A 22,393-nucleotide genomic window follows, 5' to 3' on the forward strand; every position below is an offset into this window, starting at 1 on the left:
GCCCGTTTTGCATTTATCTGTTTTACGTGATTGACCGCTACGTGCCGAAAGTCGAATTCCCCTTTCTTCCCATTCCCGAACCGCTGCAATGCGGCCGCTTCAAGCTGACCTTCGAACGCCCGTTGGTCATGGGCATCCTTAATGTCACCCCTGATTCCTTTTCCGATGGCGGCCAGTACGCGATGCGCGGCGAAGCGCTGCGCCAGGCCGAGCGCATGCTGCTCGCCGGCGCGGACATCGTCGACATCGGTGGCGAGTCGACGCGGCCGGGCGCACCGCCCGTGCCGCTCGACGAAGAACTGGAGCGGGTGATCCCGCTGATCGAGCAACTGCACGGCGCGAACGTGCCGCTGTCGGTCGATACGTACAAGCCGGAAGTGATGCGCCGCGCGTTGGCCGCGGGCGCCGATCTGATCAACGACATCTGGGGCTTCCGGATGCCCGGTGCGCTCGATGCCGTGCGCGACAGCGAGTGCGGTTTGTGCGTGATGCATATGTTCGGTGAACCGCAGACCATGCAACTTCGCGAGCCTGATTATCAGGACGTGGTGAGCGAAGTGCGGCAGTTTCTCGAAGAACGGGTGACAACGTTGAGGCAGGCAGGTATCGCCCGCGCGCGTATCAGCGTGGATCCGGGCTTTGGCTTCGGCAAGTCCGTGGTCGAACACAATTACGCGTTGCTCGCGCATCTGCCGGACACGGCGCCGCAGGCTGAGCCGCCATACCCCATTCTCGCCGGCATGTCGCGCAAGTCGATGATCGGCGCGGTGGTCGGACGCCCGGCGCCGGAGCGCGTGGCGGGCAGCGTCGCCGCAGCGGTGTGCGCCGCCGGGCGTGGCGCGGCCATTTTGCGCGTACACGATGTCGCGCAAACGGTGGATGCATTGAAAGTCTGGGCAGCCATGCGCGACGCGGCACACTACAGCCGCGCGCGCGGCTGACCCCAAAAAAGCCAAGGAGGAACATAAAAGATGGCACGTCGCTATTTCGGAACGGACGGAATTCGGGGCAAGGTTGGCGAAGGGCCCATCACGCCGGAGTTTGTCTTACGCCTCGGCTACGCGGCCGGCAAAGTGCTCGCGGGCGCGGATCGCTGGGCCAAGACGGGTACGCGGCCCACGGTGCTGATCGGTAAAGACACCCGCGTGTCGGGTTATATGCTCGAAGCCGCGCTCGAAGCGGGCTTCTCCGCAGCCGGCGTCGACGTCATGCTGGCCGGGCCGATGCCGACCCCGGGCATTGCGTACCTGACGCGCGCGCTGCGGCTCGCCGCCGGCGTCGTGATCAGTGCGTCGCATAACCCGTACTACGACAACGGCATCAAATTCTTCTCCGCTGATGGCAACAAGCTGCCCGACGAAGTGGAATTGCAGATCGAGGAACAACTCGATCTGCCGCTCGCCTGCGCAGCCTCGGAGCAACTCGGCAAGGCACGGCGCCTAGACGACGCAGCCGGTCGCTATATCGAATTTTGCAAAAGCACCTTCCCGGCGGCGTTTGACTTGCGGGGCATGAAGCTGGTGGTCGACTGCGCGCACGGCGCCGCGTACGACGTCGCGCCGCACGTGTTCCATGAACTCGGTGCCGATGTGATTCCGATCGGTGTCGCGCCGAACGGATTCAACATCAATGACGGCGTCGGTGCGACTGCGCCGGACGCGCTGGTGCGCGCGGTGCGCGCGAACCACGCGGACCTCGGCATCGCGCTCGACGGCGACGCCGACCGGCTGCAGGTCGTGGACTCGGCCGGCCGCCTGTATAACGGCGACGAGCTGCTGTACGTGCTGGTCAAGGACCGCATGGCGACCGACGGCAAAGTGGAAGGCGCGGTCGGTACCTTGATGACCAATATGGCAGTCGAAGTCGCGCTGCAGGAATCGGGCGTGAAGTTTGTCCGCGCGGCGGTGGGCGACCGCTACGTGCTCGAGCAGTTGCGCGAGCACGGCTGGCAGTTGGGCGCGGAAGGTTCCGGCCATATTCTCTCTCTTGACCGCCATTCGACCGGCGACGGCATTGTGTCGGCCCTCCTGGTGCTGGCCGCGATGAAGCGCAGCGACAAAACGCTCTCAGAGCTGCTCCACGGTGTCACGCTGTTCCCGCAGAAGCTGATCAACGTGCGGATGCAGCCCGGCGCGGACTGGAAGGGTAGCGCCGCAATTCGGGGTGCGATCAGCAAGGCCGAGGACGCGCTGAACGGCCGCGGCCGCGTGCTGATCCGTGCGTCCGGCACCGAGCCCGTGCTGCGCGTGATGGTGGAGGCGGAAGACGTCAACGACGCGGTTCGCCATGCCGAAACGATCGCTGACGCCGTGAAGCAGGCTACGGCCTAAACACCGGCCATACCGTCGTGACGGCGGCGGGCGGCTTTGAGTACACAAGCCCTCCCGCCGCCAGTCGACCGTTCCCGATGCGGCATTGAGCCGCAGTGCGGAGCTTTCAACGAGATAACGAACCTCGCATCATCTCCCATTCGCACGCACACTCCCACGCAAACGTTCGCGCCCCATCTTTTTCGCCTAATCTGTAAAGCGGCGCCCGCAACTCCGCTAAACCGGCAATTTCGCCGCGCGAGCGCCTTTCACCTCGTAATCCCACTGTCACATCCGTTTCACGGTTAGTCACGTTACTGTCACAAAGAGACCCTAAGCTTCGCGGTGTTCGTGTTATTCGCTCACACCGCTCACACCCTTGGAGGTCTCATGAAATTGATGCAAACCGTGTTCGCTGGCGTCGCTGGCGCGCTTTTCGCGATCGCAGCGCAAGCCGCAGACATCACCGGCGCGGGCAGCACCTTCGCAGCACCGATTTACACGAAGTGGGCTGACGCCTATCAGAAGTCGGGTGGCGGCAAGGTCAACTATCAAGGTATCGGCTCGTCGGGCGGTATCAAGCAGATCGAAGCGAAGACCGTCGATTTCGCCGGCTCGGACGCGCCGCTGAAGGACGATGAACTCGCGAAGGCAGGTCTGTTCCAGTTTCCGACGGTAGTCGGCGGCGTGGTGCCGGCTGTCAACGTGCCGGGCGTGAAGGCGGGTGAACTGACGCTGTCGGGCGAAGTGCTCGGCGACATCTACCTGGGCAAGATCAAGAAGTGGAATGATCCGGCAATCGCCGCGTTGAATCCGAAGATCAAGCTGCCGGATACCGACATCGCCGTGGTTCGCCGCGCCGACGGTTCGGGCACCACGTTCATCTGGACGAACTACCTGTCGAAGGTCAATGCGGACTGGAAGGCAAAGGTCGGCGAAGGCGCAACGGTCAGCTGGCCGACGGGTACGGGCGGCAAGGGTAACGACGGCGTCGCCGCTTTCGTTCAGCGTCTGCCGGGCGCAATCGGTTACGTGGAATGGGCGTACGCGAAGCAGAACCACATGACGTACGTAGCGATGAAGAACTCGACGGGCGCCGTGGTCGAGCCGAAGACGGAAACGTTCAAGGCAGCGGCAGCGGGCGCGGACTGGTCGAAGTCGTTCTACCAGATCCTGACGAACGAGCCGGGCAAGGACGCATGGCCGATCGTCGGCGCAACCTTCGTGCTGCTGCACACGGCGCAGGACAAGCCGGCGCAAGGCACGGAAACGCTGAAGTTCTTCGACTGGGCGTTCAAGAACGGCACCCAGGCAGCAAACGATCTGGACTACATCTCGCTGCCGGATTCGGTAACGGCTGAAATCCGCTCGCAGTGGAAGTCGAAAGTGAAGGATGCTTCGGGCAAGGCTCTCGCTGAGTAAGCGAAGCGCCAGGCAGTAGGCATGCAGCAAGACATTGGCCGTCCTCACTTGAGGACGGCCAATGGCATTACCCCGGCACTACGTCAGCTTTATCGGCCGCACGACAAGTGTCGTGCGGCAACTGGAAACAGGTCCATCAGGCTCTCATGTCCGATATCCAATTAGCGTCTGGCGCGTCGAGGTCGACACCGCCCGGCAGCGCGTCGCAGCAAAAAGCCCCGAGCCGCGCCGGCGACGTCATTTTCGGCGGACTTGCCCGGCTCGCCGCCATCATCACCCTGTTGCTGCTCGGCGGCATCATCGTTTCGCTGATCGTCGCCTCCATGCCGTCGATCAAACAGTTCGGCCTCGCGTTCCTGTGGACCGCCGACTGGGATCCACCCAGCAAACAATTTGGCGCACTGGTGCCCATCTACGGCACGATCGCGACCTCGCTCATTGCACTTATCATCGCGGTGCCCGTCAGCTTCGGCATCGCGCTTTTCCTGACCGAACTCGCGCCCGCGTGGCTGCGCCGTCCGCTCGGTATCGCCATCGAACTGCTTGCCGCGATCCCGTCGATCGTCTACGGCATGTGGGGTCTGCTGGTGTTCGCGCCGATTTTCGCGACCTGGTTCGAAAAGCCGCTCGGCGTCGTGCTTGGCGGCATCCCGTTCGTCGGCGCGCTGTTTCAGGGTGCGCCGATCGGGATCGGCATCCTGTGCGCCGGGGTCATTCTGGCGATCATGATCATCCCGTACATCGCCTCGGTGATGCGCGACGTGTTCGAAGTCACGCCGGTTCTGCTGAAGGAATCGGCGTACGGCATCGGCTGCACGACGTGGGAAGTGATGTGGAAAATCGTGCTGCCCTTCACGAAGAGCGGCGTGATCGGCGGCGTGATGCTCGGTCTCGGCCGCGCGCTCGGCGAGACGATGGCCGTCACCTTCGTGATCGGCAACACCAATCTGCTCGACAACGTCTCGCTGTTCTCGCCGGGCAACAGTATCACCTCGGCGCTCGCCAATGAATTTGCGGAAGCGGATCCTGGTCTGCATACGTCGGCGCTGATGGAACTCGGGCTGATCCTGTTTGTGATTACTTTCATCGTGCTGGCAATCTCGAAGATCATGCTGCTGCGCCTCGAAAAAGGGGAGGGCGCGAAATGAGCCAGCCGACCTTGAATATGCCGGGTTCGAACGACGCCGCGGCGCTCGAAGCGATGCGCGTGCGTCTGCAAGGCCGCCGCCGCGCGAAGAACGCGGTTGCGCTGACCCTGTCGCTCGCCGCCATGGCGTTCGGCCTGCTGTGGCTGGTGTGGATTCTTTATACGACGCTGCGCCTGGGTATCGGCGGCTTGTCCGTGGAGTTGTTCACGCAGTCCACGCCGCCGCCGAACACCGACGGTGGCGGTCTCGCCAATGCGATCGTCGGCAGCTTGATGCTGGTTGCGCTCGCAACGTTTGTCGGCACGCCGATCGGCATTCTGGCGGGGGTCTATCTTGCCGAATACGGTCAGAAGGGCTGGCTTGCGAGCGTCACTCGCTTTATTAACGACATCCTGTTGTCGGCGCCGTCGATCGTGGTGGGTCTGTTCGTCTACGCGCTCGTCGTCGCGAAGATGGGGCATTTCAGTGGCTGGGCCGGCGTGTTCGCGCTCGCGCTGCTGCAGATTCCGATTGTGATCCGTACCACGGAAAACATGCTGAAGCTGGTGCCGAACGCACTGCGCGAAGCCGCTTTCGCGCTCGGCACGCCGAAGTGGAAGATGGTGCTGTCGATTACGCTGAAGGCGTCGATCGCAGGTATCGTGACGGGCGTGCTGCTCGGCGTCGCGCGCATTGCCGGCGAAACCGCGCCGCTGCTGTTCACTGCGTTGTCGAATCAGTTCTTCTCGATGGACATGAACCAGCCGGTCGCGAACCTGCCGGTCACGATCTACAAGTTCGCGATGAGCCCGTTTGCGCAGTGGCAATCGCTCGCGTGGGCCGGCGTCTTCCTGATCACGCTCGCGGTGCTGGGATTGAACATCCTCGCGCGCACGATCTTTTCGAATAAGTAAGGGCGGAGTGTAATCCGATGAATATGGCAGAAACTCAACTCAATCCGAGCGCGCGTCCCACGGCGCCCGCCGGTTTCGATCCCGCCCAAAGCGGCCAGGCGCAAGCGCCGTCGCGCCCGAAGATCGAGATCAACGATCTGAACTTCTTCTACGGCAAGTATCACGCGCTGAAGAATATCAACCTGCGCATTCCCGAAGGCAAGGTGACCGCGTTCATCGGCCCGTCGGGTTGCGGCAAGTCCACTCTGCTGCGCACGCTGAACAAGATGTACGCGCTTTATCCGGAGCAGCGCGCCGAAGGCGAAATCCTGATGGACGGCGAAAACCTGCTGACCTCCAAGCGCGATATCTCGCTGCTGCGCGCGCGGATCGGCATGGTGTTCCAGAAACCGACACCGTTTCCGATGTCGATCTACGACAACATCGCGTTCGGCGTGAAGATGTTCGAGACGCTGCCGCGCTCGGAAATGGACGACCGCGTGGAGTGGGCGCTGACCAAGGCCGCGCTGTGGAACGAAGTGAAGGATAAGCTGGGCCAGAGCGGCTACGGTTTGTCCGGCGGCCAGCAGCAGCGTCTGTGCATCGCGCGCGGCATTGCGATCCGTCCTGAAGTGTTGCTGCTCGACGAACCGTGTTCCGCGCTGGACCCGATTTCCACGGGTCGTATCGAAGAATTGATCGCTGAACTGAAGAGCGATTACACGGTGGTGATCGTCACTCACAACATGCAACAGGCCGCACGCTGTTCGGACTACACTGCCTATATGTACCTCGGTGAACTGATCGAATTCGGCGATACCGAAAAGATCTTCATCAAGCCGGTCCGCAAGGAAACCGAGGACTACATCACTGGCCGCTTCGGTTAAGCCGCCGCGCAAAACAAAGGGGTACGACATGTCCGATAAACATCTGTCCAGCCAGTTCGACGCCGACCTGAACCTCGTTTCGTCGAAGGTGCTCGAAATGGGCGGCCTCGTCGAGTCGCAGATCGTCAACGCTATGATTGCGCTCAACAACTTCGACCTCGACGTCGCCGAACAGGTGATCGCGGCCGAAGAGCGCCTGAACACGATGGAAGTCGAAATCGACGAAGAGTGCAGCAACATCATCGCGCGCCGTCAACCGGCCGCGCGCGATTTGCGCCTCCTGATCGCGATTTCGAAGACCATCACGAATCTCGAGCGCGCCGGCGACGAAGCCGAAAAAATCGCCAAGCGCACCAAGCGTCTGATGGAAGACGGCGCGTCGCGCACCATCAATATCGCCGAGATCAAATTGTCGGGCGAAATGGCGGTGTCGATCCTGCGCCGTGCACTGGACGCTTTTGCGCGCCTGGACACGGTGGCCGCCGCGCAGATCGTGCGCGACGACAAGGCGATCGACGAAGAATTCCGCGCTTTCGTTCGCAAGCTGATTTCGTACATGACGGAAGATCCGCGTTCGATTTCGGTGGGCCTCGATTTCCTGTTCATCGCCAAGGCGATCGAACGGATCGGCGACCATGCGAAGAACATCGCCGAATTCATCATCTACATCGTCAAGGGCACCGACGTGCGGCACAAGTCGCGCGACGCGCTCGAACGCGAAGCGCTAAGTTAATCCAGAGATAAGGACCAGAGGTGCCGATGCCCAGCAGCATTCTCGTCATTGAAGATGAGCCCGCCATTTCCGAATTGATTTCGGTCAATCTTCAACACGCCGGACACTGCCCGATTCGCGCGTACAACGCGGAGCAGGCGCAGAACCTGATCAGCGACGTACTGCCCGACCTCGTCCTGCTCGACTGGATGTTGCCGGGCAAGTCAGGCATTGCGTTCGCCCGCGATCTGCGCAACAACGAACGCACCAAGCACATTCCGATCATCATGCTGACCGCGCGTGGCGATGAACAGGACAAGGTGCTCGGCCTCGAAATCGGTGCGGACGACTACGTCACCAAGCCGTTTTCGCCGAAGGAACTGATGGCGCGTATCAAGGCGGTGTTGCGCCGCCGTGCGCCGCAGTTGACCGAAGACCTCGTGGCGATCAACGGTCTGAAGCTCGACCCGGCAACGCATCGCGTCGCCGCGCATGCGGAAGGCAGCGAGATCAAGCTCGATCTCGGTCCGACCGAGTTCCGTTTGCTGCACTTCTTCATGACGCACCCCGAGCGCGTGCACAGCCGCACGCAATTGCTCGATCAGGTGTGGGGCGATCACGTGTTCGTCGAAGAGCGCACGGTCGACGTGCACATCAAGCGTTTGCGCGCGGCGCTCAAGCCCGCCGGATGCGATGCTATGATTGAGACGGTACGCGGCAGCGGCTACCGGCTCGCGAAGAGCGCCTGACGCCTGAGTTCGCGGTAGTACCTTTCTCTTCGATCGCTAGAACATGAACATCATCTGGGCACGTTCCATCGTGTCGGTCGTGCTGCTGGCTGTTCTGTGCGTGGTGGTCGGCGCACTCGTGAACGTCAAGGCAGGGCTGATCCTCGCGATCGTCATGCTGCTCGCGCAAACTCTGTTCAGCACCTTTCACAAGCAGCGCTTGTGGCGTTTGCTCGATGCGCCGGTCTACGGGGAAGTGCCGAGCGCCCCCGGCATCTGGGGCGAAATCTACTATCGTCTGCATAAGCTCGCGAAGCGCTGGCATGCGCAGGTGCGCCAGGTCGAGCAGCAGCATTCGCGTTTCATTCAGGCGATCCAGGCGTCGCCGAACGGCGTGGCGATGCTCGACGATCACGATCAGATCGAGTGGTGCAACGCGATCTCCGAACTTCATTTCGGGCTCGACGCGAAACGCGATCTGCGCCAGCACATCACCCATCTGGTACGCCAGCCGGATTTCGTGCGTTACCTGAATTCGCAGCGCTACGAACAGATGCTGATCATGCGCGGCATGGGCGACAAGCGTCAGAACGTGCTGTCGGTGCAGGTGTTTCCGTACGGTGAAAATCGCAAGCTGGTGCTGTCGCAAGACATCACCGAGCTGGAGCGTACCGACGCGATGCGGCGCGACTTCGTCGCCAATGTCTCGCACGAATTGAAGACGCCGCTGACCGTGCTGTCCGGTTTTCTCGAGACGATGCGGGAATTGCCGTTAGGCGAAGCCGAGCGTGCGCGCTACCTTGAGTTGATGGAGCAGCAGGCCTCGCGCATGCGCCATATCGTCAACGACTTGCTGGTGCTCGCGAAACTCGAAGGCGACAACAAGCCGCCGAGCGATCAGATGATCGATATGCGCGCGGTGTTGCGCCATCTGAAGGACGACGCGCAAAGCCTGTCGAGCGACCATCACAACATCGTGTTCGACGCCGACGAAGGACTCACCGTCACCGGCATGGAAACGGAAATACTCAGTGCGCTCGGCAATCTCGTGACCAATGCGATTCGCTATACGCCGGACGGCGGAGCGATCACGGTGACCTGGCACAGCAACGGCGGCAGTGCGGTTTTCTCGGTCACGGACAGCGGCCTGGGGATTCCGGCCGCGGATATTCCCCGTCTGACCGAGCGCTTTTATCGTGTCGACCGTAGCCGTTCGCGGGATACGGGCGGCACGGGCCTCGGTCTCGCCATCGTCAAGCATGTGCTGCAACGGCACGATGCACAACTCGACGTGAAGAGCGAAGAAGGGCGGGGCAGCACGTTCACCGTGCGCTTCCCGCCATATCGCACGGCGCGTCGGCAACCAGCGCCGGTTTAGGAGTCGTGGTCCGAAAAAAAGCCCGCCTGTAGCAAAGGCGGGCTTTTTTTATGCGCGTCGCCGTTGTGTGGCGAGCGAACGCGACCACGCGCTCACGAACAGAATTTCGCCAGCAGACTCATCTGTGCATTGCGCGAGGATTTGCCCGGCCGCCGGCGCCGATAGTGACCGTCGCTTTGCATGAGCCACGCGGACTGGTTGTCGCCGAGAAACGCCGACAGGCCTTCGGCAATCACACGCCGTTTCAGGCGACGGTTGTTGATCGGAAACGCCACTTCCACGCGCCGGAAGAAGTTGCGGTCCATCCAGTCGGCGCTCGACAGATACACCTGTTCCTTGCCGTCGTCGTAGAAATAGAAAATGCGATGATGCTCAAGGAAGCGCCCGACAATCGAACGCACGGTGATGTTCTCCGACAAACCCGGCACGCCCGGCTGTAACGAACACACGCCGCGCACGATCAGATCGATCTTCACGCCGGCCTGCGAGGCCTCGTACAGCTCGGCGATCACGGTGGGTTCAAGCAGCGCGTTCATCTTCGCGACGATGCGCGCCTTTTTGCCGGCGCGCGCGTGAGCTGCTTCCGCGCGAATCGCCTCAACCAGTTTCGGATGCAGCGTGAATGGCGACTGCCACAACTCGTGCAGTTTCAGTTCGCCGCCGATACCGGTCAGTTGCTGGAATACGTGGTGCACGTCTTCGCAGATCTGCTGATCCGCGGTCATCAGGGCGAAGTCGGTATAAAGGCGCGCGGTGCGCGGATGATAATTGCCGGTGCCCAGATGCACGTAGCGCTTGAGCGTGGTCTTGCCGCCCGACGATACCCGCCGCACGATCAGCATCATCTTCGCGTGGCATTTGTGACCCACCACGCCGTACACGACGTGCGCGCCCACCGCTTCAAGCTGCGACGCCCAATTGATATTGGTTTCCTCGTCGAAGCGCGCGAGCAGTTCGACCACCACGGTCACTTCCTTGCCGTTACGCGCCGCCTGCATCAGCGCGTCCATTAGCGGGGAATCGGTGCCGGTGCGGTAGATGGTCTGCTTGATGGCCACCACGTTCGGGTCTTTAGCCGCCTGCAGCAGCAGTTCGAGCACCGGTTGAAAGCTTTCGTAAGGATGGTGGAGCAGCACGTCGCCGTGGTCGATCACGTCGAACATGCTCGCACTGTTGGCGATCTGCGCCGGAATCGCCGGAATATGCGGTACGAATTTCAGATCGGGGCGGTCCACCATCTCCGGCAACTGCATCAGGCGCACCAGATTGACGGGGCCGTTGGCGAAGTAGCAATCCTTGGTGGTCAGGCTGCTTTCGTCGAGCAGGCGCCGCACGACGTGCGTGGGCGTATCCGCCGACACTTCGAGCCGCACCGCGTTGCCCAGATGCCGGGCCGGCAGTTCACCTTGCAGTGCGACCCGCAGATTGGTGATTTCGTCTTCGTCGACGAACAGTTCGCTATTGCGCGTGATGCGAAACTGATTGCAGGTGCGCACCACCAGATTCGGAAACAGCTCGCCGACGAAGCGCTGCAGCAACGAGCTCAGCAGCACGAAACCATGCGGATAGCCCGACAGTTCCTGCGGCATGCGCACGAGCCGGGGCAGGGCGCGCGGCGCCTGCACGATGCCCATCATCGCCTGACGGCCGAACGCATCCTTGCCTTCGAGTTCGACCACGAAGTTCAGGCTCTTGTTGAGCACGCGCGGAAACGGATGAGCCGGATCGAGGCCGATCGGCGTGAGTACCGGCAGCAGTTCGTCGAAGAAGTAATTGCGCGCCCATTCGGTCTGCGCTTCGTTCCACGCTTCAGTGCCGTGAAAATAGATACCTTCTGTTTCGAGCGCGGGGAACACCGTGTCGTTCAGCATGGTGTACTGACGATGCACGAGCCGCTGCGCGCGCTCGACCACGAGGTCATATACGTGCTGCAGCGACATGCCGTCCGGCGACATCGCGCCGGGGTTGTCGCGCATCTGTTCCTGCAGTCCGGCCATGCGGACTTCGAAGAATTCGTCGAGGTTGCTACTGGTGATGCAGATGAAGCGCAGGCGTTCGAGCAAAGGGACGGCGGGGTCGGCAGCTTGTGCCAACACACGCTCGTTGAAACCCAGAATGCCCAGCTCGCGATTCAATAAGGGGTAGCGGATGGACATCGGCAGCGAGAATGGAATGTCAGGAAGGGAGACGAAAAGACGCTCGGAAATTCTCACAGTATGATGACGTTGTTATGACATTCGGAATGTTATAAATTCTACGCCGTAATCGTCGCGTGTCGTAATTGTGACGCAGTGCGTGTGGGACCATAGGGCACCCCCATTACTGCGAGGCGACATCGTGAGGCCCGGTACGCTTAGAATGGCGTCTTTCAACCGCGCGGCCGGCCATAAGGCGTCCAAGGCACCGAATGGACATCCGGCGCCTTCCGCATTCAACGCCGCCGCACACGCGCGCACGGAGTTCGCTTACTCGATGGTCAATACTCCACAACTGCTTGCTGCCGTCGACCTCGGCTCGAACAGCTTCCGGCTGATCGTCGGCCGGGTAGAAGAAACCGATGCAGGCAGCCAGATCTATCAGGTCGACGCATTGCGCGAGCCGGTGCGTCTTGCCGCCGGTCTGTCGCGCGACAAGATGCTCGACCGCGCCTCGCAAGTGCGCGGCTGGGACGCGCTCAAGCGTTTCGGCGAGCGCTTGCGCGACTTTCATCCCGACCATGTGCGCGCCGTCGCCACCAATACGCTGCGCATCGCCAAGAACGCCAATGAGTTTCTCGGTGAGGCGCAAGCGGCACTCGGCTTCCCGATCGAAGTAATCGCCGGACGCGAGGAAGCGCGTCTGATTTATGCGGGCGCTGCACACTCCGTGCCTGCCAGCGCGGGCAAGCGTCTCGTGGTGGATATCGGCGGCGGTTCGACGGAATTCATCATCGGTTCGCACTACACGCCGATCAAGATGGAGAGCCTGTATATCGGCTGCGTGAGCCACAGCCGCGCGTTTTTCCCGGCCGGCAATGTCGACGAATACACGATGCGCCAGGCTGAACTCGCCGCAAGCCGGGAAATTCAGATCATTTCCTCGGAGTACAAAAAAACCGGGTGGGAACAGGCCATTGGCTCGTCCGGCACCGCGCGGGCGCTCGCGGAACTGGTCGAGGCAAACGGCTTCAATGATCCGGGCATCACGCACGGTATCTCGCGCGGTGGGCTCGAGCGTCTCAAACGCGCGCTGATCAAGGCGGAGAACGTCAATCGTCTGAAGTTGATCGCGCTGAAGGCCGATCGCATTCCGGTGCTGGCAGGCGGTCTGTCGATCATGATCGCCGTGTTCGACGAACTCGGCGTGGATTACGTCGATACGACAGACGGCGCGCTGCGCCTCGGCGTGCTGTACGACTTGCTGGGCCGCGCGCAGCACGAGGACATGCGTACGCTGACGGTGGAAGGCTTCATGCGCCGTTATGGCGTGGACCGTGCGCAGGCCGGGCGTATCGGTGAACTTGCGGTGCGCTTTTACGACCAGTTTGCCGAGCCAGACGAGGAGCGGCGCGCCGAGAACCGCATGTTCCTCGGTTGGGCTGCGGCCTTGCACGAAATCGGCTTGTCGATTTCCCACAGCGCCTATCACAAGCATTCGGCCTATATCGCCAGCAACGCCGATATGCCGGGGTTTTCGCGCACCGATCAGGCGCGGCTTGCCGCGCTGGTGCTCGGTCACGCCGGCAAGCTCGGCAAGCTGTCGCAAACGCGCGAAGTGGAATGGCCGTTGTTGTTCTGTCTGCGGCTGGCAGCGCTGCTGTGCCGCCGGCGTGCGGATGTCGGCCTGCCGGGTATCGCGGTTGCGCAGGTCAACGGCGGTTATGAGGTGCGTTTGCCGAACGAATGGGTGGCTAACAATCCGCTGACCGATTACAGCCTGATCCAGGAGGCCGCGGAATGGGAGAAGGTTGGCATTCCGTATCGTGTGGTCTACACCGACGATTGAAATCGATGCGTTGTAAATGAAAAGCCCGGCGGATTCGCCGGGCTTTTTTTATCTGCATCGTCAGCCGGCTGAAGCTGCCCGCTGGTGCGCGCGGGCTTGCTCGATGCTTATGATGCTTAGCGCGGCGAGGCGTCGCCGAGGAAGTGCCGTGCGTAACGCGCGTTGATATCCGTGAGGCGCAACAGCGTCAGAAAGTCCGCGGTATTGAAGTCGGGATCCCATGCCGGCGCGCCGCAGATCTTCGCGCCGAGGCGCAGATAACCTTTCACGAGCGGCGGCGGTGCAACGTCGGCGCCGGTCTGCAGTTCTTCGACCGGCAACGGCGTATGCGCAAACGCGCGATATTCCGGCGCCGTCAGCGCGTTGTCGCGCAGCGAGCAGTAAAGATTCGCTGCGTAGTGGCCACCGTCGACCATCGCGACGCTCGCGCAACCGAGCATCGTCTCGTAGCTGTTGTGCTTCATGTAGGCGGCGAGGCCGGCCCACAGCGACATGATTACCGAGCCGCTGCGATAGTCCGGGTGCACGCAGGAGCGGCCCACTTCGACCATTTTCGCGCGCAGGTGCGTGAGACGCGATACGTCGAATTCGCTTTCCGCATACAGGCGCCCGATACGGGCGGCCTGGTGCGGCGGCAGTGCGCGATAGGTGCCGACCACCTTCAGCGTGTCGAGATCGCGCACCAGCAGGTGATCGCAGTATGAGTCGAATGCATCGACGTCGAGGCCGGCCGGACCCGTCAGGCGCGCACCCATTTCATCGGCGAATACACGGTAGCGCAGACGCTGGGCCTCGCGCAGTTCCTCGTCGGTGCGTGCCCATGTGACTTGCAGGCGATGCTGGGCGGTGACCGTCTCCTCGGCGCGCGGCAGACGGCGCGTTTCGAAGATGGAAGCCAGGGGCAGGGTGGGCGTCGGCAGTTCTCGCATGTGGCGTCCTGGTCGAAAAGAGGGGGATTTCTTTTTTCGCCAATGTAGTAACGCCTGGTGACGCTCGCATGGCAAAGCCATGACGATTAGGTGACGGCCCGTAAGCTGCGTGCCCGCGGCTTGTAATGTCGTGGGCCGCGCGGGTGGTGTTCGCGGTATGTGTTGTTTCCGCGCGACCGGCCTAGACCAGGTCCGGGCTCATCGCCGCGCGCAGCACGGCCTGGTCGTCGCCGTCGCGTTCACGGCTTTCTATCCACCAGAGGCCGGCTTTCTTCAGCGGCCAGCTCGCTTCGCTGTTGCCGAGCAGACGCGCCGCAACATGGCCGAGGGTCGGTTGATGGCCGACGATCACAACGGTCGGCGCAATGCCTTTTGACCAGCCGGCGGCCGTGAGCACGTCGTCCACGCTGGCGTTGGGCGCGAGTTCGCGCACCACGCGATACTGATCGCTCAAGGTTTCCGCCGTCTGCACCGTGCGCACGGCGGGACTCGCGAGGACGATGGCATCGTCGGGCAGGCGGGTGCGTAGCCATTTGGCGACGTTTTGCGCCTGTTTGCGGCCCTTCGTGGTCAGCGCACGGGCGAGATCGCTCGGGGCGAAATCTTCGGCTTCGGCGTGACGCCAGAGGATCAGATTCATGCGTGTCTCCTTGACGCTGGTTGCGGCGTGAATAGCGGCGCCGGATATCAATCACTGTCGCATGCGCGCTCGTGAGGGCGCAAGGCGGTGGCGCGGGTGAGGACGGGTGAGGAGTATCGGTGCGGGCGTATGCCGCCGTCGGCGGCTATAAGGATGCGAGCATGAGGCAGCAAATGCCCCTAGGCCCTGGGTTCTACCGGACGCCAAAAAGCAAAAACCCGCGAAGCCGGAGGCGACGCGGGTTTCGTACTGCTTTTTCGTGGTCGGAGCGAAAGGATTCGAACCTTCGACCCTCTGATCCCAAATCAGATGCGCTACCAGGCTGCGCTACGCTCCGACGAATCCGAGATTCTACGTGGCATTAGGTGCCAGAGTCAACCACGAATTGCGCCGGAGTGAAAAAAGGCCTCGCCGTCGACGAAGTTTGTCCTCTCAGTGCCGGCGGCGCATCCAGTGAGGCATGTGCTGGTGCGCGATCCAGTGGTGCAGGAAGCCTTCGCCGTCGTGTTCGCGTCTGTAGGTCCTCGCTTCGAAAATCGACAGGGCGAGCAACACGAGCAGACCTATTGCAAGTCCGATCAGACCTGCGATCGATTCAGCGTCCATGGCAGTCTCCTATGACACGCAACTGTGCCTTTATAGTAGGTCACGCGTAACAAAATGGGAGGTGGGAGACTGCTTACGGCGACTTCGTCGGACGCGAATTGCAGGTAGACTCTCGGCGCTTCATTGCCGTTATCGTCATTCTGTATCGAGAGTCTATGAACCGCGTTTTATCGATTGCGTTGATGCTGGCTGCCGGACTCGCCGGCTGTGCCAACGATGTTTCCGGGCATCATGGCGGCCCGCCGCCGAAAGATCCCGTCGATTACCACGGCGTACCTACCGACGACCGCCCGCCTGTGATAGCGCCAGCGCCCTGAGAGCGCCTGCTGGTAACAAAAGCGAAGCGCCGGCGCGGGCACGCCGGTGCTTCTGACCCGCGCAGACTGTATGCGCGGAGAGCGCGGGCTGCAGTCATTCTAGGGCGCGGTGTGCGCGCGATATGTGTGCGCTTGTTTCAAGCCGTAAATAACCGTGTACGGCGTTGCGGGAATGAACGCATGGCGTGTCGTTCATCCGCCGCGGAGGGACCTCGACGTGCGCGTTCCTAAGACAAAACCATGCACCGTCGGCACGCCGGACCCTGAAACAAAGCTCACGCGGCGACGCCTGCCATGCCGCGTACAACGCCGGGCAGGAAGCGCGCAAGCGTGAGGCCGCGCGCCGCCATGAAGATCAGCATGGCGGCCCACAAACCGTGGTTGCCGTATAGCGCCAGCAAGGCCCACGAAGCCACGACGAACACCGCAAACGACAGCATCATCGATATCATCAGTTCATGCGTGCGCGTGGCGCCGATGAACACGCCGTCGAGCAGAAATCCCCAGACGGAGATCACCGGCAACAGCGCAGCCCACGGCAGATAGGTTTCGGCCGTGGCACGCACCGCTGCCTGATTGGTCAGGCCGCCGATGATCCATGATCCCGCGCCCCAGTACACCAGCGAGAAGCCCAGTGCGCCGAGGGCGGACGACAGCGCCGTCACCCTGACGGCCTGCGCGAAAGCGTGCCGGTCGCGCGCGCCGATCGCAGCGCCTACCAGTGCTTCGGCGGCGTGCGCGAAGCCATCGAGTCCATAGGCCATGAAGGTCTGAAAGTTGAGCAGCAGCGCGTTGGCGGCAAGCGTGACGTCACCCTGCCTCGCACCGAGATGCGCGAACCAGCCGAACGACGAAAGCAGGCAGAGCGTGCGCACAAAGATATCGCGATTCAGCACGACGAGACGTTTGAGCGCGGCAGTGTCGAAGAGGGCGGCGCGGTCCAGCGCGGGCAGGCCACGCGGTCTGCCGTGCCACAACAATGCAGCGCTGAGGATGAAGCCGAGCGCATCGGCCGTAGCCGTGGCCGCGCCGATGCCGGCCACACCCCAGTCGAATACGTACACGTACAGCAGCACCGCTGCGATATTCACGCTGTTGATAAAGACCTGCGACAGGAGCGCGAGCCGAACTTTCTGCGTGCCGAGCAGCCAGCCGAGCGCCACATAATTGCCGAGCGCGAGCGGCGCGGCCCAGATGCGAGCGTGACAGTAGATTTGCGCGTGGCGTTGCACCGCGTCGCTGCCGCCGATCGCGCGCAACGCGTAGCCTATCAGCGGCATTTGCAGCAGAAGCACCGCTGCACCGATTACTGCCGCGAGCAACAGCGCGCGTACGACGGTGTTGCGCAATTCGGCATGGTCGCCCGCGCCGTGCGCTTGCGCGACGAGGCCGGTGGTGCCCATGCGCAGGAAGCCGAAGCCCCAGAACACGAAGTTGAAGAACAGACCGCCAAGGGCCACGCCGCCAAGATAGGAAGCGCCGTTCAGATGGCCGGCAACGGCGGTGTCGACCGCGCCGAGAATCGGCTGCGTCAGATTGGCGAGGACGATGGGGAACGCCAGCGTCAGCACCCGGCGGTGCCAGCGCACCGGAACCGCGGGTGGCGTCGCGGCCGCGCCGCCCGCCAGGGGGACTTCGTTCGGGGCCTGCGCCGGGTCGCTCAATTACGTTCCTGCACGCATACCCATGGCGAGACGACCACGGCCCACAGATCGGGATCGCGCGCCGCGAAATCGGCGGCGGTTTCCGCCTGCACACGCTCGACGAGGCCGGCCGACAGCCATTGCGTGACTTGTGTGGTGTCGTCGCTGGCAATGGCCTCCGCGACGCTCACCAGATCGATATCGCGCGCAACGCGCAGCAGTATGCCGCGCGCAAAAAAGCGTTCGAGTTCGACCCAGCCGATCCTGGCGGTTTCGGCGAGCAGCTTGGCATACAGCGGGCTATGAGTGGCGTCGTTGGAAGTCATCGTAAGTGGGTTCTGACGGGGCCGTTACTATAAACCATCGGCACGGGTCGCCAGGGCGGCGCGCGTTCCGGTACGCTTGAGGTCTTTCGAAAATCATTTTGAACCTTCATGTCACTGGATTCAACGGCGCCGGCTTCGGACGCACAAGCTCACGGGTTGGTTGGCGTCACACTCACGCGCGCCGACGTGGAACGCCTTATCGCTGCGAGCGCCGCGGGGACTAAAGAGCCGCTCCATTTCACGGATTGCGATTTCGAAGGCGCCGATCTGTCGCGACTCGATCTGCGCGGCGCCGAATTTCATCGCTGCACGATTGTCGAGACGTCATTTTTCGGCGCGCTGCTGTCCCACACCCGCTGGGTCCGGTGTCGTGGCCGCGAGGCGGATTTTGCGTCGGCCGATCTGGTCGACGCGGCGTTTCAGTCGAGCGACCTGAACAACACCAGTTGGCGGCGCACCAAGCTTGCCTCGGCGTCGTTTCACAGTTGCAAGCTGACTGGCGCCAACTTCGAAGCCTGTACGGCGCTCGGTTTGAGCTTCGTCGAAACCTTGCTGGTGGGGGCGCATTTGCGCGGCCTGTCGTTTCGCAAGGCCACGCTGCAGCAACTCGATTTCTCCGATGCCGATCTGGCCGGTGTCGACTTCCGCGAGGCGATTTTCGACGGCGGCAGCCTGAAAGATGCGCATCTGAAAGGTGCGCGTTTTGACGGTGCGGACCTGCGCGAGGCTGACCTGAGCGGCGTGCGGCTCGTCGATGCGGCGCTTTTCAAAGGCGCGACGATTTCGCATCAGCAGGCGGCGGTGCTGGTGACCGAACTGGGCCTGCGTGTCATGTGATCGCCAGTTCGAGTTGGCTGGGTTTAGCCATTCGGCCAGCTTGAACGAATGGCGACTCGCGCCTATCATCCGATTTATCGATTCATTAACCGCGGCTGATTTTAAGCTTTGCGATTTGTCAGTTGATCTGACAATTATTTTAATATATTCGCCGTTCGCGAATGCGTTGGGCGGAAGGCGACTCTTTATTCGATCGCCCGATATTCACTAATAGATCAGTATGGTGCGTTGGCGCACCAAAGGTTCGCAAGGCATAAAGCGTCCGGATCATACTGGGCGCGGCACGCGGGAATCGGGGAATGGCTTTCGTCAGGCCTTTCCGGTGCAGTGCGGGCAGATGATTGATTCATAAGGCATTGCGGCAACGCGTGGGTTTTTCGTGTTGCCGTTTGCGTGCCGTTTCGTCCGCAATGGATCTGGGTATTCAGCTCGCTTATTTCCGACATTTTCATTCACATAATGCGGATTCCGTACGCCGCGTCACATTTTCAGTGCAATTAATAGATTGCGCTTGTAAAAGCAGGTTGTTAGATTCCGTTTTGGCGCATGGTGAACCGGTCCTTTGCCGATATGCGCCGAACCCCCGTTCGCCCGGCCTCGTGCCGGGCTTTTTTTTTTGCCTGGTCACAGCCGTTTCAAGCCGGCGTCACCACGAATTCACACGTGGCACGGATCATTGAAAATTACTTTTCGCTTTCAATGATCATGGCCTGGTTGACCATCTTCCTCGGCATCTGGCCGATTGCGCTCGGTCTGCTGTTCGCATTCGCCGCGCGCATCGACCCGCGTTCCGGACGCTGGCGGCGCCGCTCGCGCTAGCGTCGCGCCCTGTCCGTTATTGGGTTTTGTCTCGCCTTCACTGCTTGCAGCGAATCACCATCGAGCGGTTTTTGACGTTCGCTCCGAAAATTCCGCCGACCGTACCGCCCGAGGTAGCGCCGTTGTCGACGTCTTTCGAAATGACGTCGTAGCCATAGTTGCCGCAGACCTGGCCGGCGCGCTGATAGCACTCGGCCCAACTGGAGCTCGCGTCGCTGCCGCTGCAGTTGATCGCAAAGCCCGTGTCGCCGCTCGGCAAGTAAGTCATCGTGGTCGTGCTGGAGCAGCCGCCGAGGCTGCCGAGGGTCAGCAGACCGAGGCTGATCGCCGCGGCCGTTGTAAAGGACGCGAGTGCGCTCTTCATTGCAGGTTCCTTACAGGTGACGGGGAGGACGTGGCCGAGGCCACGTCATGCATAGGATGGAGCGTGTTACAGCGTGCCCGGTTCCCTCGACGGTTGCAGGGCGCGTGCCTGACGCAGCGGACGGCTAGCGCGGCGGCAATGCCCGCGACGGGTCGATCGAGCGGCCCTGATAACGCAGTTCGAAGTGCAGCATGACACGATCGGTATCGGTGTCGCCCATTTCAGCGATTTTCTCGCCGCGCGCAACGGACTGCCCTTCTTTCACCAGCAGTACGCGGTTGTGCGCATAGGCGGTCAGATACTCGGCATTGTGCTTGATAATCAGCAGGTTGCCATAACCGCGCAAGCCGTTACCCGCATAGACCACCGTGCCGGCCGCCGCGGCGACCACCGGGGTGCCTGCTGCCGCCGAAATGTCGATGCCCTTCGAATTGCCGCCGTCGAAGCGCCGGATTATCGTGCCGTCGGCCGGCCATACCAGCGATATGGTCGAAACCGGCGCGGGCGACGGCGAGCTATCGGCGGGCGCCGGGCGCGGCGCAGTTGAAGCGCTCGCACTGCCTGCGCCGCTGCTACGGACCGCCCCGCTCGTGGACGATGCCGCATTGCCCGGTGGCGCGACGCGCAGCACCTGGCCCACCTCGATGCTGTCCGGGTTGGTCAAATTGTTCCAGCGCGCGATGCTTTGCACCGATTGCCGGTTGCTGCGCGCGATCTTCGACAGCGTATCGCCCCGTTCGACGCGATAAAAACCAGGTCCCACCGGAGCGGAGCCGCACGCAGCGAGCACCGCCAATAACGACGCGCAGGCGAGCCGTTTCACCATTCTTGTTCTGTTGAGCATTGGACCTCGCAAAGCGCTGCCACGCGCCGATCCTGATCACGCGGCAGGTAAGTGCAAAGCGTCCGATTCTAACGGTTTTGCGCTGCAGCACCCGAAAAACGGATGTCGAGGCGGGTGCGCACACCGGATTACGCGGCGAATGCTGCGTAATCCGGCACGTAGCAAGGTGCGGAAAATCGGCAATCAGCGCGGGTTGCCGGCGTTATCAGCGACGTTCTCGCTGACGGTAATACGCAGCGTCGCCATTTCGGTTTCGCCTGCTTCGAGCCAGCGCAACCCCATGCCGTTGTGGATCGCGTCCGGCAGGCCCAGCCACGGCTCGACGCAGAAGAAGTCCGAGTCCGCGGCTTCGGTCCATGTCGTGACCGCGTACCAGGGCAGCGAGTCCGGCCGTTGCAGATCGATCGTGATGCGCCGGTTCAGACCTGGCGCGACCACGCGCACGCGTTGGTCCGGCTCACCGACGAGACAATGGAAGCGATCCTGAATGCGCGCCTCGTCGAACGTGTAGCGCGCCGCGCCCGGCTCGGCGGCACTGATCGAGCCATCGTCCTGCTGATAACGCCGCTCGGTGCGCGGCAGTTCCAGCGAGGTTTCGGCGCGTTGCGTGTGCGGCAGCGTGAAATAGAAGTGATGACCCGCGTAATAGGGCAGCCGCGTGTTGCCGGTGTTGGTCGTGCTTAGCGTGACGTCCAGCGCATGCGTATCGGCAAGCCGGTAGATTGCCTCGAAGCGGAAACCGAACGGATAGCCGGCGCGTGTCGCGTCGCTATCGGTGAGGGTCATGCGCAAGCCGGCGCCGTTCACGTCCGCGTGGGCTTCGAAGGGCAGATCGCGGGCAAAGCCGTGCATCGGCAATGCGCGCACCGTGCCTTGTGCGTCACGCCAGTAGCCGATCTTGCCGTCGACACGATGCCGGCCGAGAAACGGGAAGAGCAGCGGGTTGCCGCCACGAATTCTCGCGGGTTGGCTCCAGTCGGCGTTTTCGGGCCAATGGATCACCTCCTTGTCGTCGATGGTCCACGACAAGAGACGGCCACCGGCTTGCGGCGCGAAACGGAGCACGGAGGTGTCCTGGGCGATCTCGAGAATGTCCTGTTGCGGGGAGAGCGGCATGGTCGGTGGGCTGGTGGATAAAGGGTTGAGGGTGGTTTGAAGGTGCTTCGGCGGCGCGATAAATGTGGGCGAGCGTGACTCGAACACAGGTTGAGGACGTCCGGGCGGCGCTGCGCGGCAACTCGCGACGGGACGATTCTGCGCTGCTTTGCGCTACGGGGAAACCCTTCTGGGGAAATTGCGGGTGGTCTGGAAGCCCCAACCTTGCCGATAATCCGTTGACTGCCCGGTAACATTGACGATCGGGCGAGACCGGCTCAGGAGGCGTGATGGATCTGGCAATGGCAATGGGTTTGACGCTGTTCGGCATGTTCGCGGCAAGCACTGTCTACTTCTTCTACAAGCTCGAACGTTGATCCGGTCGTAGCCCGCCTCATTTTCTGCTGGGCTATCGGCACGAGCCCGGCGTGAGTCAGGCGCGTCCAGCGCTTTGAATCCCTCGCGATGGCTGGGCGGCCGACGGCGGCGCCCCGTTTCTTTTCCGCGGCGTAACAACGGTTTCCAGTTGTGAC

The 22,393-nt window shown here is 62.2% G+C and carries 21 protein-coding genes and 1 tRNA gene; 12 read left to right on the plus strand and 10 right to left on the minus strand.

The features are described 5' to 3' along the window. Positions 1-41: 41 nt before the first annotated feature. The 9 genes from folP to phoR all read left to right on the plus strand — a co-directional run bounded on the left by folP (position 42) and on the right by phoR (position 9,456). The gene (folP, locus tag HWX91_RS30455) at positions 42-941 is read left to right on the plus strand and encodes a dihydropteroate synthase (RefSeq protein WP_042276463.1); all 900 of its coding nucleotides are present in this window, start codon (positions 42-44) and stop codon (positions 939-941) included. Positions 942-971: 30 nt separating this feature from the next. Further along, positions 972-2,330: a phosphoglucosamine mutase gene (gene glmM / locus HWX91_RS30460; protein WP_028199159.1), complete on the plus strand. Its 1,359-nt coding sequence runs from the start codon at positions 972-974 to the stop codon at positions 2,328-2,330. A gap of 369 nt (positions 2,331-2,699) precedes the next feature. Beyond that, positions 2,700-3,731 carry a phosphate ABC transporter substrate-binding protein PstS gene (gene pstS, locus HWX91_RS30465; RefSeq protein ID WP_028199158.1) on the plus strand — a complete coding sequence of 344 codons (1,032 nt, stop codon included), beginning with the start codon at positions 2,700-2,702 and terminating at the stop codon, positions 3,729-3,731. Positions 3,732-3,877: 146 nt separating this feature from the next. Further along, positions 3,878-4,879: a phosphate ABC transporter permease PstC gene (pstC, locus tag HWX91_RS30470; RefSeq protein ID WP_028199157.1), complete on the plus strand. Its 1,002-nt coding sequence runs from the start codon at positions 3,878-3,880 to the stop codon at positions 4,877-4,879. After that, positions 4,876-5,772, plus strand: coding sequence for a phosphate ABC transporter permease PstA (gene pstA, locus HWX91_RS30475; RefSeq protein WP_028199156.1), 897 nt, complete (start codon positions 4,876-4,878; stop codon positions 5,770-5,772). The genes pstC and pstA overlap by 4 nt, the downstream gene beginning before the upstream one ends. A gap of 17 nt (positions 5,773-5,789) precedes the next feature. Beyond that, positions 5,790-6,638, plus strand: coding sequence for a phosphate ABC transporter ATP-binding protein PstB (gene pstB, locus HWX91_RS30480; protein WP_028199155.1), 849 nt, complete (start codon positions 5,790-5,792; stop codon positions 6,636-6,638). 28 nt (positions 6,639-6,666) lie between these two features. Continuing rightward, entirely contained in the window at positions 6,667-7,371 is a 705-nt protein-coding gene (phoU, locus tag HWX91_RS30485) for a phosphate signaling complex protein PhoU (RefSeq protein WP_028199154.1), read from the plus strand. A 26-nt stretch (positions 7,372-7,397) separates the two neighbouring features. Continuing rightward, positions 7,398-8,099 carry a phosphate regulon transcriptional regulator PhoB gene (phoB, locus tag HWX91_RS30490; protein ID WP_028199153.1) on the plus strand — a complete coding sequence of 234 codons (702 nt, stop codon included), beginning with the start codon at positions 7,398-7,400 and terminating at the stop codon, positions 8,097-8,099. Between the two features lie 43 nt (positions 8,100-8,142). Further along, positions 8,143-9,456, plus strand: a complete 1,314-nt coding sequence (gene phoR, locus HWX91_RS30495; RefSeq protein ID WP_028199152.1) for a phosphate regulon sensor histidine kinase PhoR — start codon at positions 8,143-8,145, stop codon at positions 9,454-9,456. A 92-nt stretch (positions 9,457-9,548) separates the two neighbouring features. On the opposite strand, the gene ppk1 is transcribed toward phoR, so the two are convergent. Continuing rightward, the gene (ppk1, locus tag HWX91_RS30500) at positions 9,549-11,612 is read right to left on the minus strand and encodes a polyphosphate kinase 1 (protein ID WP_028199151.1); all 2,064 of its coding nucleotides are present in this window, start codon (positions 11,610-11,612) and stop codon (positions 9,549-9,551) included. Positions 11,613-11,814: 202 nt separating this feature from the next. Here ppk1 and ppx point away from each other — a divergent pair, with 202 nt between their 5' ends. Beyond that, positions 11,815-13,440 (plus strand): exopolyphosphatase, encoded by a 1,626-nt coding sequence (ppx, locus tag HWX91_RS30505; protein WP_028199150.1) that lies wholly within the window; start codon positions 11,815-11,817, stop codon positions 13,438-13,440. Between the two features lie 116 nt (positions 13,441-13,556). On the opposite strand, the gene HWX91_RS30510 is transcribed toward ppx, so the two are convergent. From HWX91_RS30510 to HWX91_RS30535, 6 genes are all read right to left on the minus strand, one after another. Beyond that, the gene (locus HWX91_RS30510; RefSeq protein WP_028199149.1) at positions 13,557-14,369 is read right to left on the minus strand and encodes a GNAT family N-acetyltransferase; all 813 of its coding nucleotides are present in this window, start codon (positions 14,367-14,369) and stop codon (positions 13,557-13,559) included. A 181-nt stretch (positions 14,370-14,550) separates the two neighbouring features. Beyond that, complete coding sequence (gene sixA / locus HWX91_RS30515; RefSeq protein WP_028199148.1) at positions 14,551-15,009, minus strand: phosphohistidine phosphatase SixA; 459 nt, start codon at positions 15,007-15,009, stop codon at positions 14,551-14,553. A gap of 260 nt (positions 15,010-15,269) precedes the next feature. Next, positions 15,270-15,346, minus strand: a tRNA-Pro gene (locus tag HWX91_RS30520). A 95-nt stretch (positions 15,347-15,441) separates the two neighbouring features. Then, entirely contained in the window at positions 15,442-15,615 is a 174-nt protein-coding gene (locus HWX91_RS30525) for a hypothetical protein (RefSeq protein ID WP_167346787.1), read from the minus strand. A gap of 592 nt (positions 15,616-16,207) precedes the next feature. Next, positions 16,208-17,560 carry an MATE family efflux transporter gene (locus tag HWX91_RS30530; RefSeq protein WP_028199147.1) on the minus strand — a complete coding sequence of 451 codons (1,353 nt, stop codon included), beginning with the start codon at positions 17,558-17,560 and terminating at the stop codon, positions 16,208-16,210. Positions 17,561-17,592: 32 nt separating this feature from the next. Next, positions 17,593-17,901: a DUF2288 domain-containing protein gene (locus tag HWX91_RS30535; protein ID WP_028199146.1), complete on the minus strand. Its 309-nt coding sequence runs from the start codon at positions 17,899-17,901 to the stop codon at positions 17,593-17,595. Between the two features lie 108 nt (positions 17,902-18,009). Here HWX91_RS30535 and HWX91_RS30540 point away from each other — a divergent pair, with 108 nt between their 5' ends. Continuing rightward, positions 18,010-18,738, plus strand: coding sequence for a pentapeptide repeat-containing protein (locus HWX91_RS30540; RefSeq protein WP_028199145.1), 729 nt, complete (start codon positions 18,010-18,012; stop codon positions 18,736-18,738). Between the two features lie 663 nt (positions 18,739-19,401). After that, the gene (locus HWX91_RS40935) at positions 19,402-19,557 is read left to right on the plus strand and encodes a hypothetical protein (RefSeq protein WP_156034546.1); all 156 of its coding nucleotides are present in this window, start codon (positions 19,402-19,404) and stop codon (positions 19,555-19,557) included. Between the two features lie 37 nt (positions 19,558-19,594). On the opposite strand, the gene HWX91_RS30550 is transcribed toward HWX91_RS40935, so the two are convergent. The 3 genes from HWX91_RS30550 to HWX91_RS30560 form a co-directional block, all read right to left on the minus strand. Next, positions 19,595-19,921 carry a hypothetical protein gene (locus HWX91_RS30550; protein ID WP_028199144.1) on the minus strand — a complete coding sequence of 109 codons (327 nt, stop codon included), beginning with the start codon at positions 19,919-19,921 and terminating at the stop codon, positions 19,595-19,597. A 124-nt stretch (positions 19,922-20,045) separates the two neighbouring features. Then, the gene (locus HWX91_RS30555; RefSeq protein WP_028199143.1) at positions 20,046-20,765 is read right to left on the minus strand and encodes a peptidoglycan DD-metalloendopeptidase family protein; all 720 of its coding nucleotides are present in this window, start codon (positions 20,763-20,765) and stop codon (positions 20,046-20,048) included. 183 nt (positions 20,766-20,948) lie between these two features. After that, a complete protein-coding gene (locus tag HWX91_RS30560; RefSeq protein WP_028199142.1) occupies positions 20,949-21,881 on the minus strand; it encodes an aldose epimerase family protein in 933 nt (310 codons plus the stop codon). Positions 21,882-22,393: the final 512 nt, after the last annotated feature.

It is taken from the genome of Paraburkholderia fungorum, from assembly GCF_902833645.1.
Taxonomy (GTDB): Bacteria; Pseudomonadota; Gammaproteobacteria; order Burkholderiales; family Burkholderiaceae; genus Paraburkholderia; species Paraburkholderia fungorum.

Bases quoted from the DNA above. Each gene is read 5' to 3' on its own strand.
- glmM (WP_028199159.1), top strand. From the start codon at position 972: ATGGCACGTCGCTATTTCGGAACGGACGGAATTCGGGGCAAGGTTGGC.
- pstS (WP_028199158.1), top strand. From the start codon at position 2,700: ATGAAATTGATGCAAACCGTGTTCGCTGGCGTCGCTGGCGCGCTTTTC.
- pstC (WP_028199157.1), top strand. From the start codon at position 3,878: ATGTCCGATATCCAATTAGCGTCTGGCGCGTCGAGGTCGACACCGCCC.
- pstA (WP_028199156.1), top strand. From the start codon at position 4,876: ATGAGCCAGCCGACCTTGAATATGCCGGGTTCGAACGACGCCGCGGCG.
- pstB (WP_028199155.1), top strand. From the start codon at position 5,790: ATGAATATGGCAGAAACTCAACTCAATCCGAGCGCGCGTCCCACGGCG.
- phoU (WP_028199154.1), top strand. From the start codon at position 6,667: ATGTCCGATAAACATCTGTCCAGCCAGTTCGACGCCGACCTGAACCTC.
- phoB (WP_028199153.1), top strand. From the start codon at position 7,398: ATGCCCAGCAGCATTCTCGTCATTGAAGATGAGCCCGCCATTTCCGAA.
- phoR (WP_028199152.1), top strand. From the start codon at position 8,143: ATGAACATCATCTGGGCACGTTCCATCGTGTCGGTCGTGCTGCTGGCT.
- ppk1 (WP_028199151.1), bottom strand. From the start codon at position 11,612: ATGTCCATCCGCTACCCCTTATTGAATCGCGAGCTGGGCATTCTGGGT.
- ppx (WP_028199150.1), top strand. From the start codon at position 11,815: ATGGCGTCTTTCAACCGCGCGGCCGGCCATAAGGCGTCCAAGGCACCG.
- HWX91_RS30510 (WP_028199149.1), bottom strand. From the start codon at position 14,369: ATGCGAGAACTGCCGACGCCCACCCTGCCCCTGGCTTCCATCTTCGAA.
- sixA (WP_028199148.1), bottom strand. From the start codon at position 15,009: ATGAATCTGATCCTCTGGCGTCACGCCGAAGCCGAAGATTTCGCCCCG.
- HWX91_RS30525 (WP_167346787.1), bottom strand. From the start codon at position 15,615: ATGGACGCTGAATCGATCGCAGGTCTGATCGGACTTGCAATAGGTCTG.
- HWX91_RS30535 (WP_028199146.1), bottom strand. From the start codon at position 17,901: ATGACTTCCAACGACGCCACTCATAGCCCGCTGTATGCCAAGCTGCTC.
- HWX91_RS30540 (WP_028199145.1), top strand. From the start codon at position 18,010: ATGTCACTGGATTCAACGGCGCCGGCTTCGGACGCACAAGCTCACGGG.
- HWX91_RS30550 (WP_028199144.1), bottom strand. From the start codon at position 19,921: ATGAAGAGCGCACTCGCGTCCTTTACAACGGCCGCGGCGATCAGCCTC.
- HWX91_RS30555 (WP_028199143.1), bottom strand. From the start codon at position 20,765: ATGCTCAACAGAACAAGAATGGTGAAACGGCTCGCCTGCGCGTCGTTA.
- HWX91_RS30560 (WP_028199142.1), bottom strand. From the start codon at position 21,881: ATGCCGCTCTCCCCGCAACAGGACATTCTCGAGATCGCCCAGGACACC.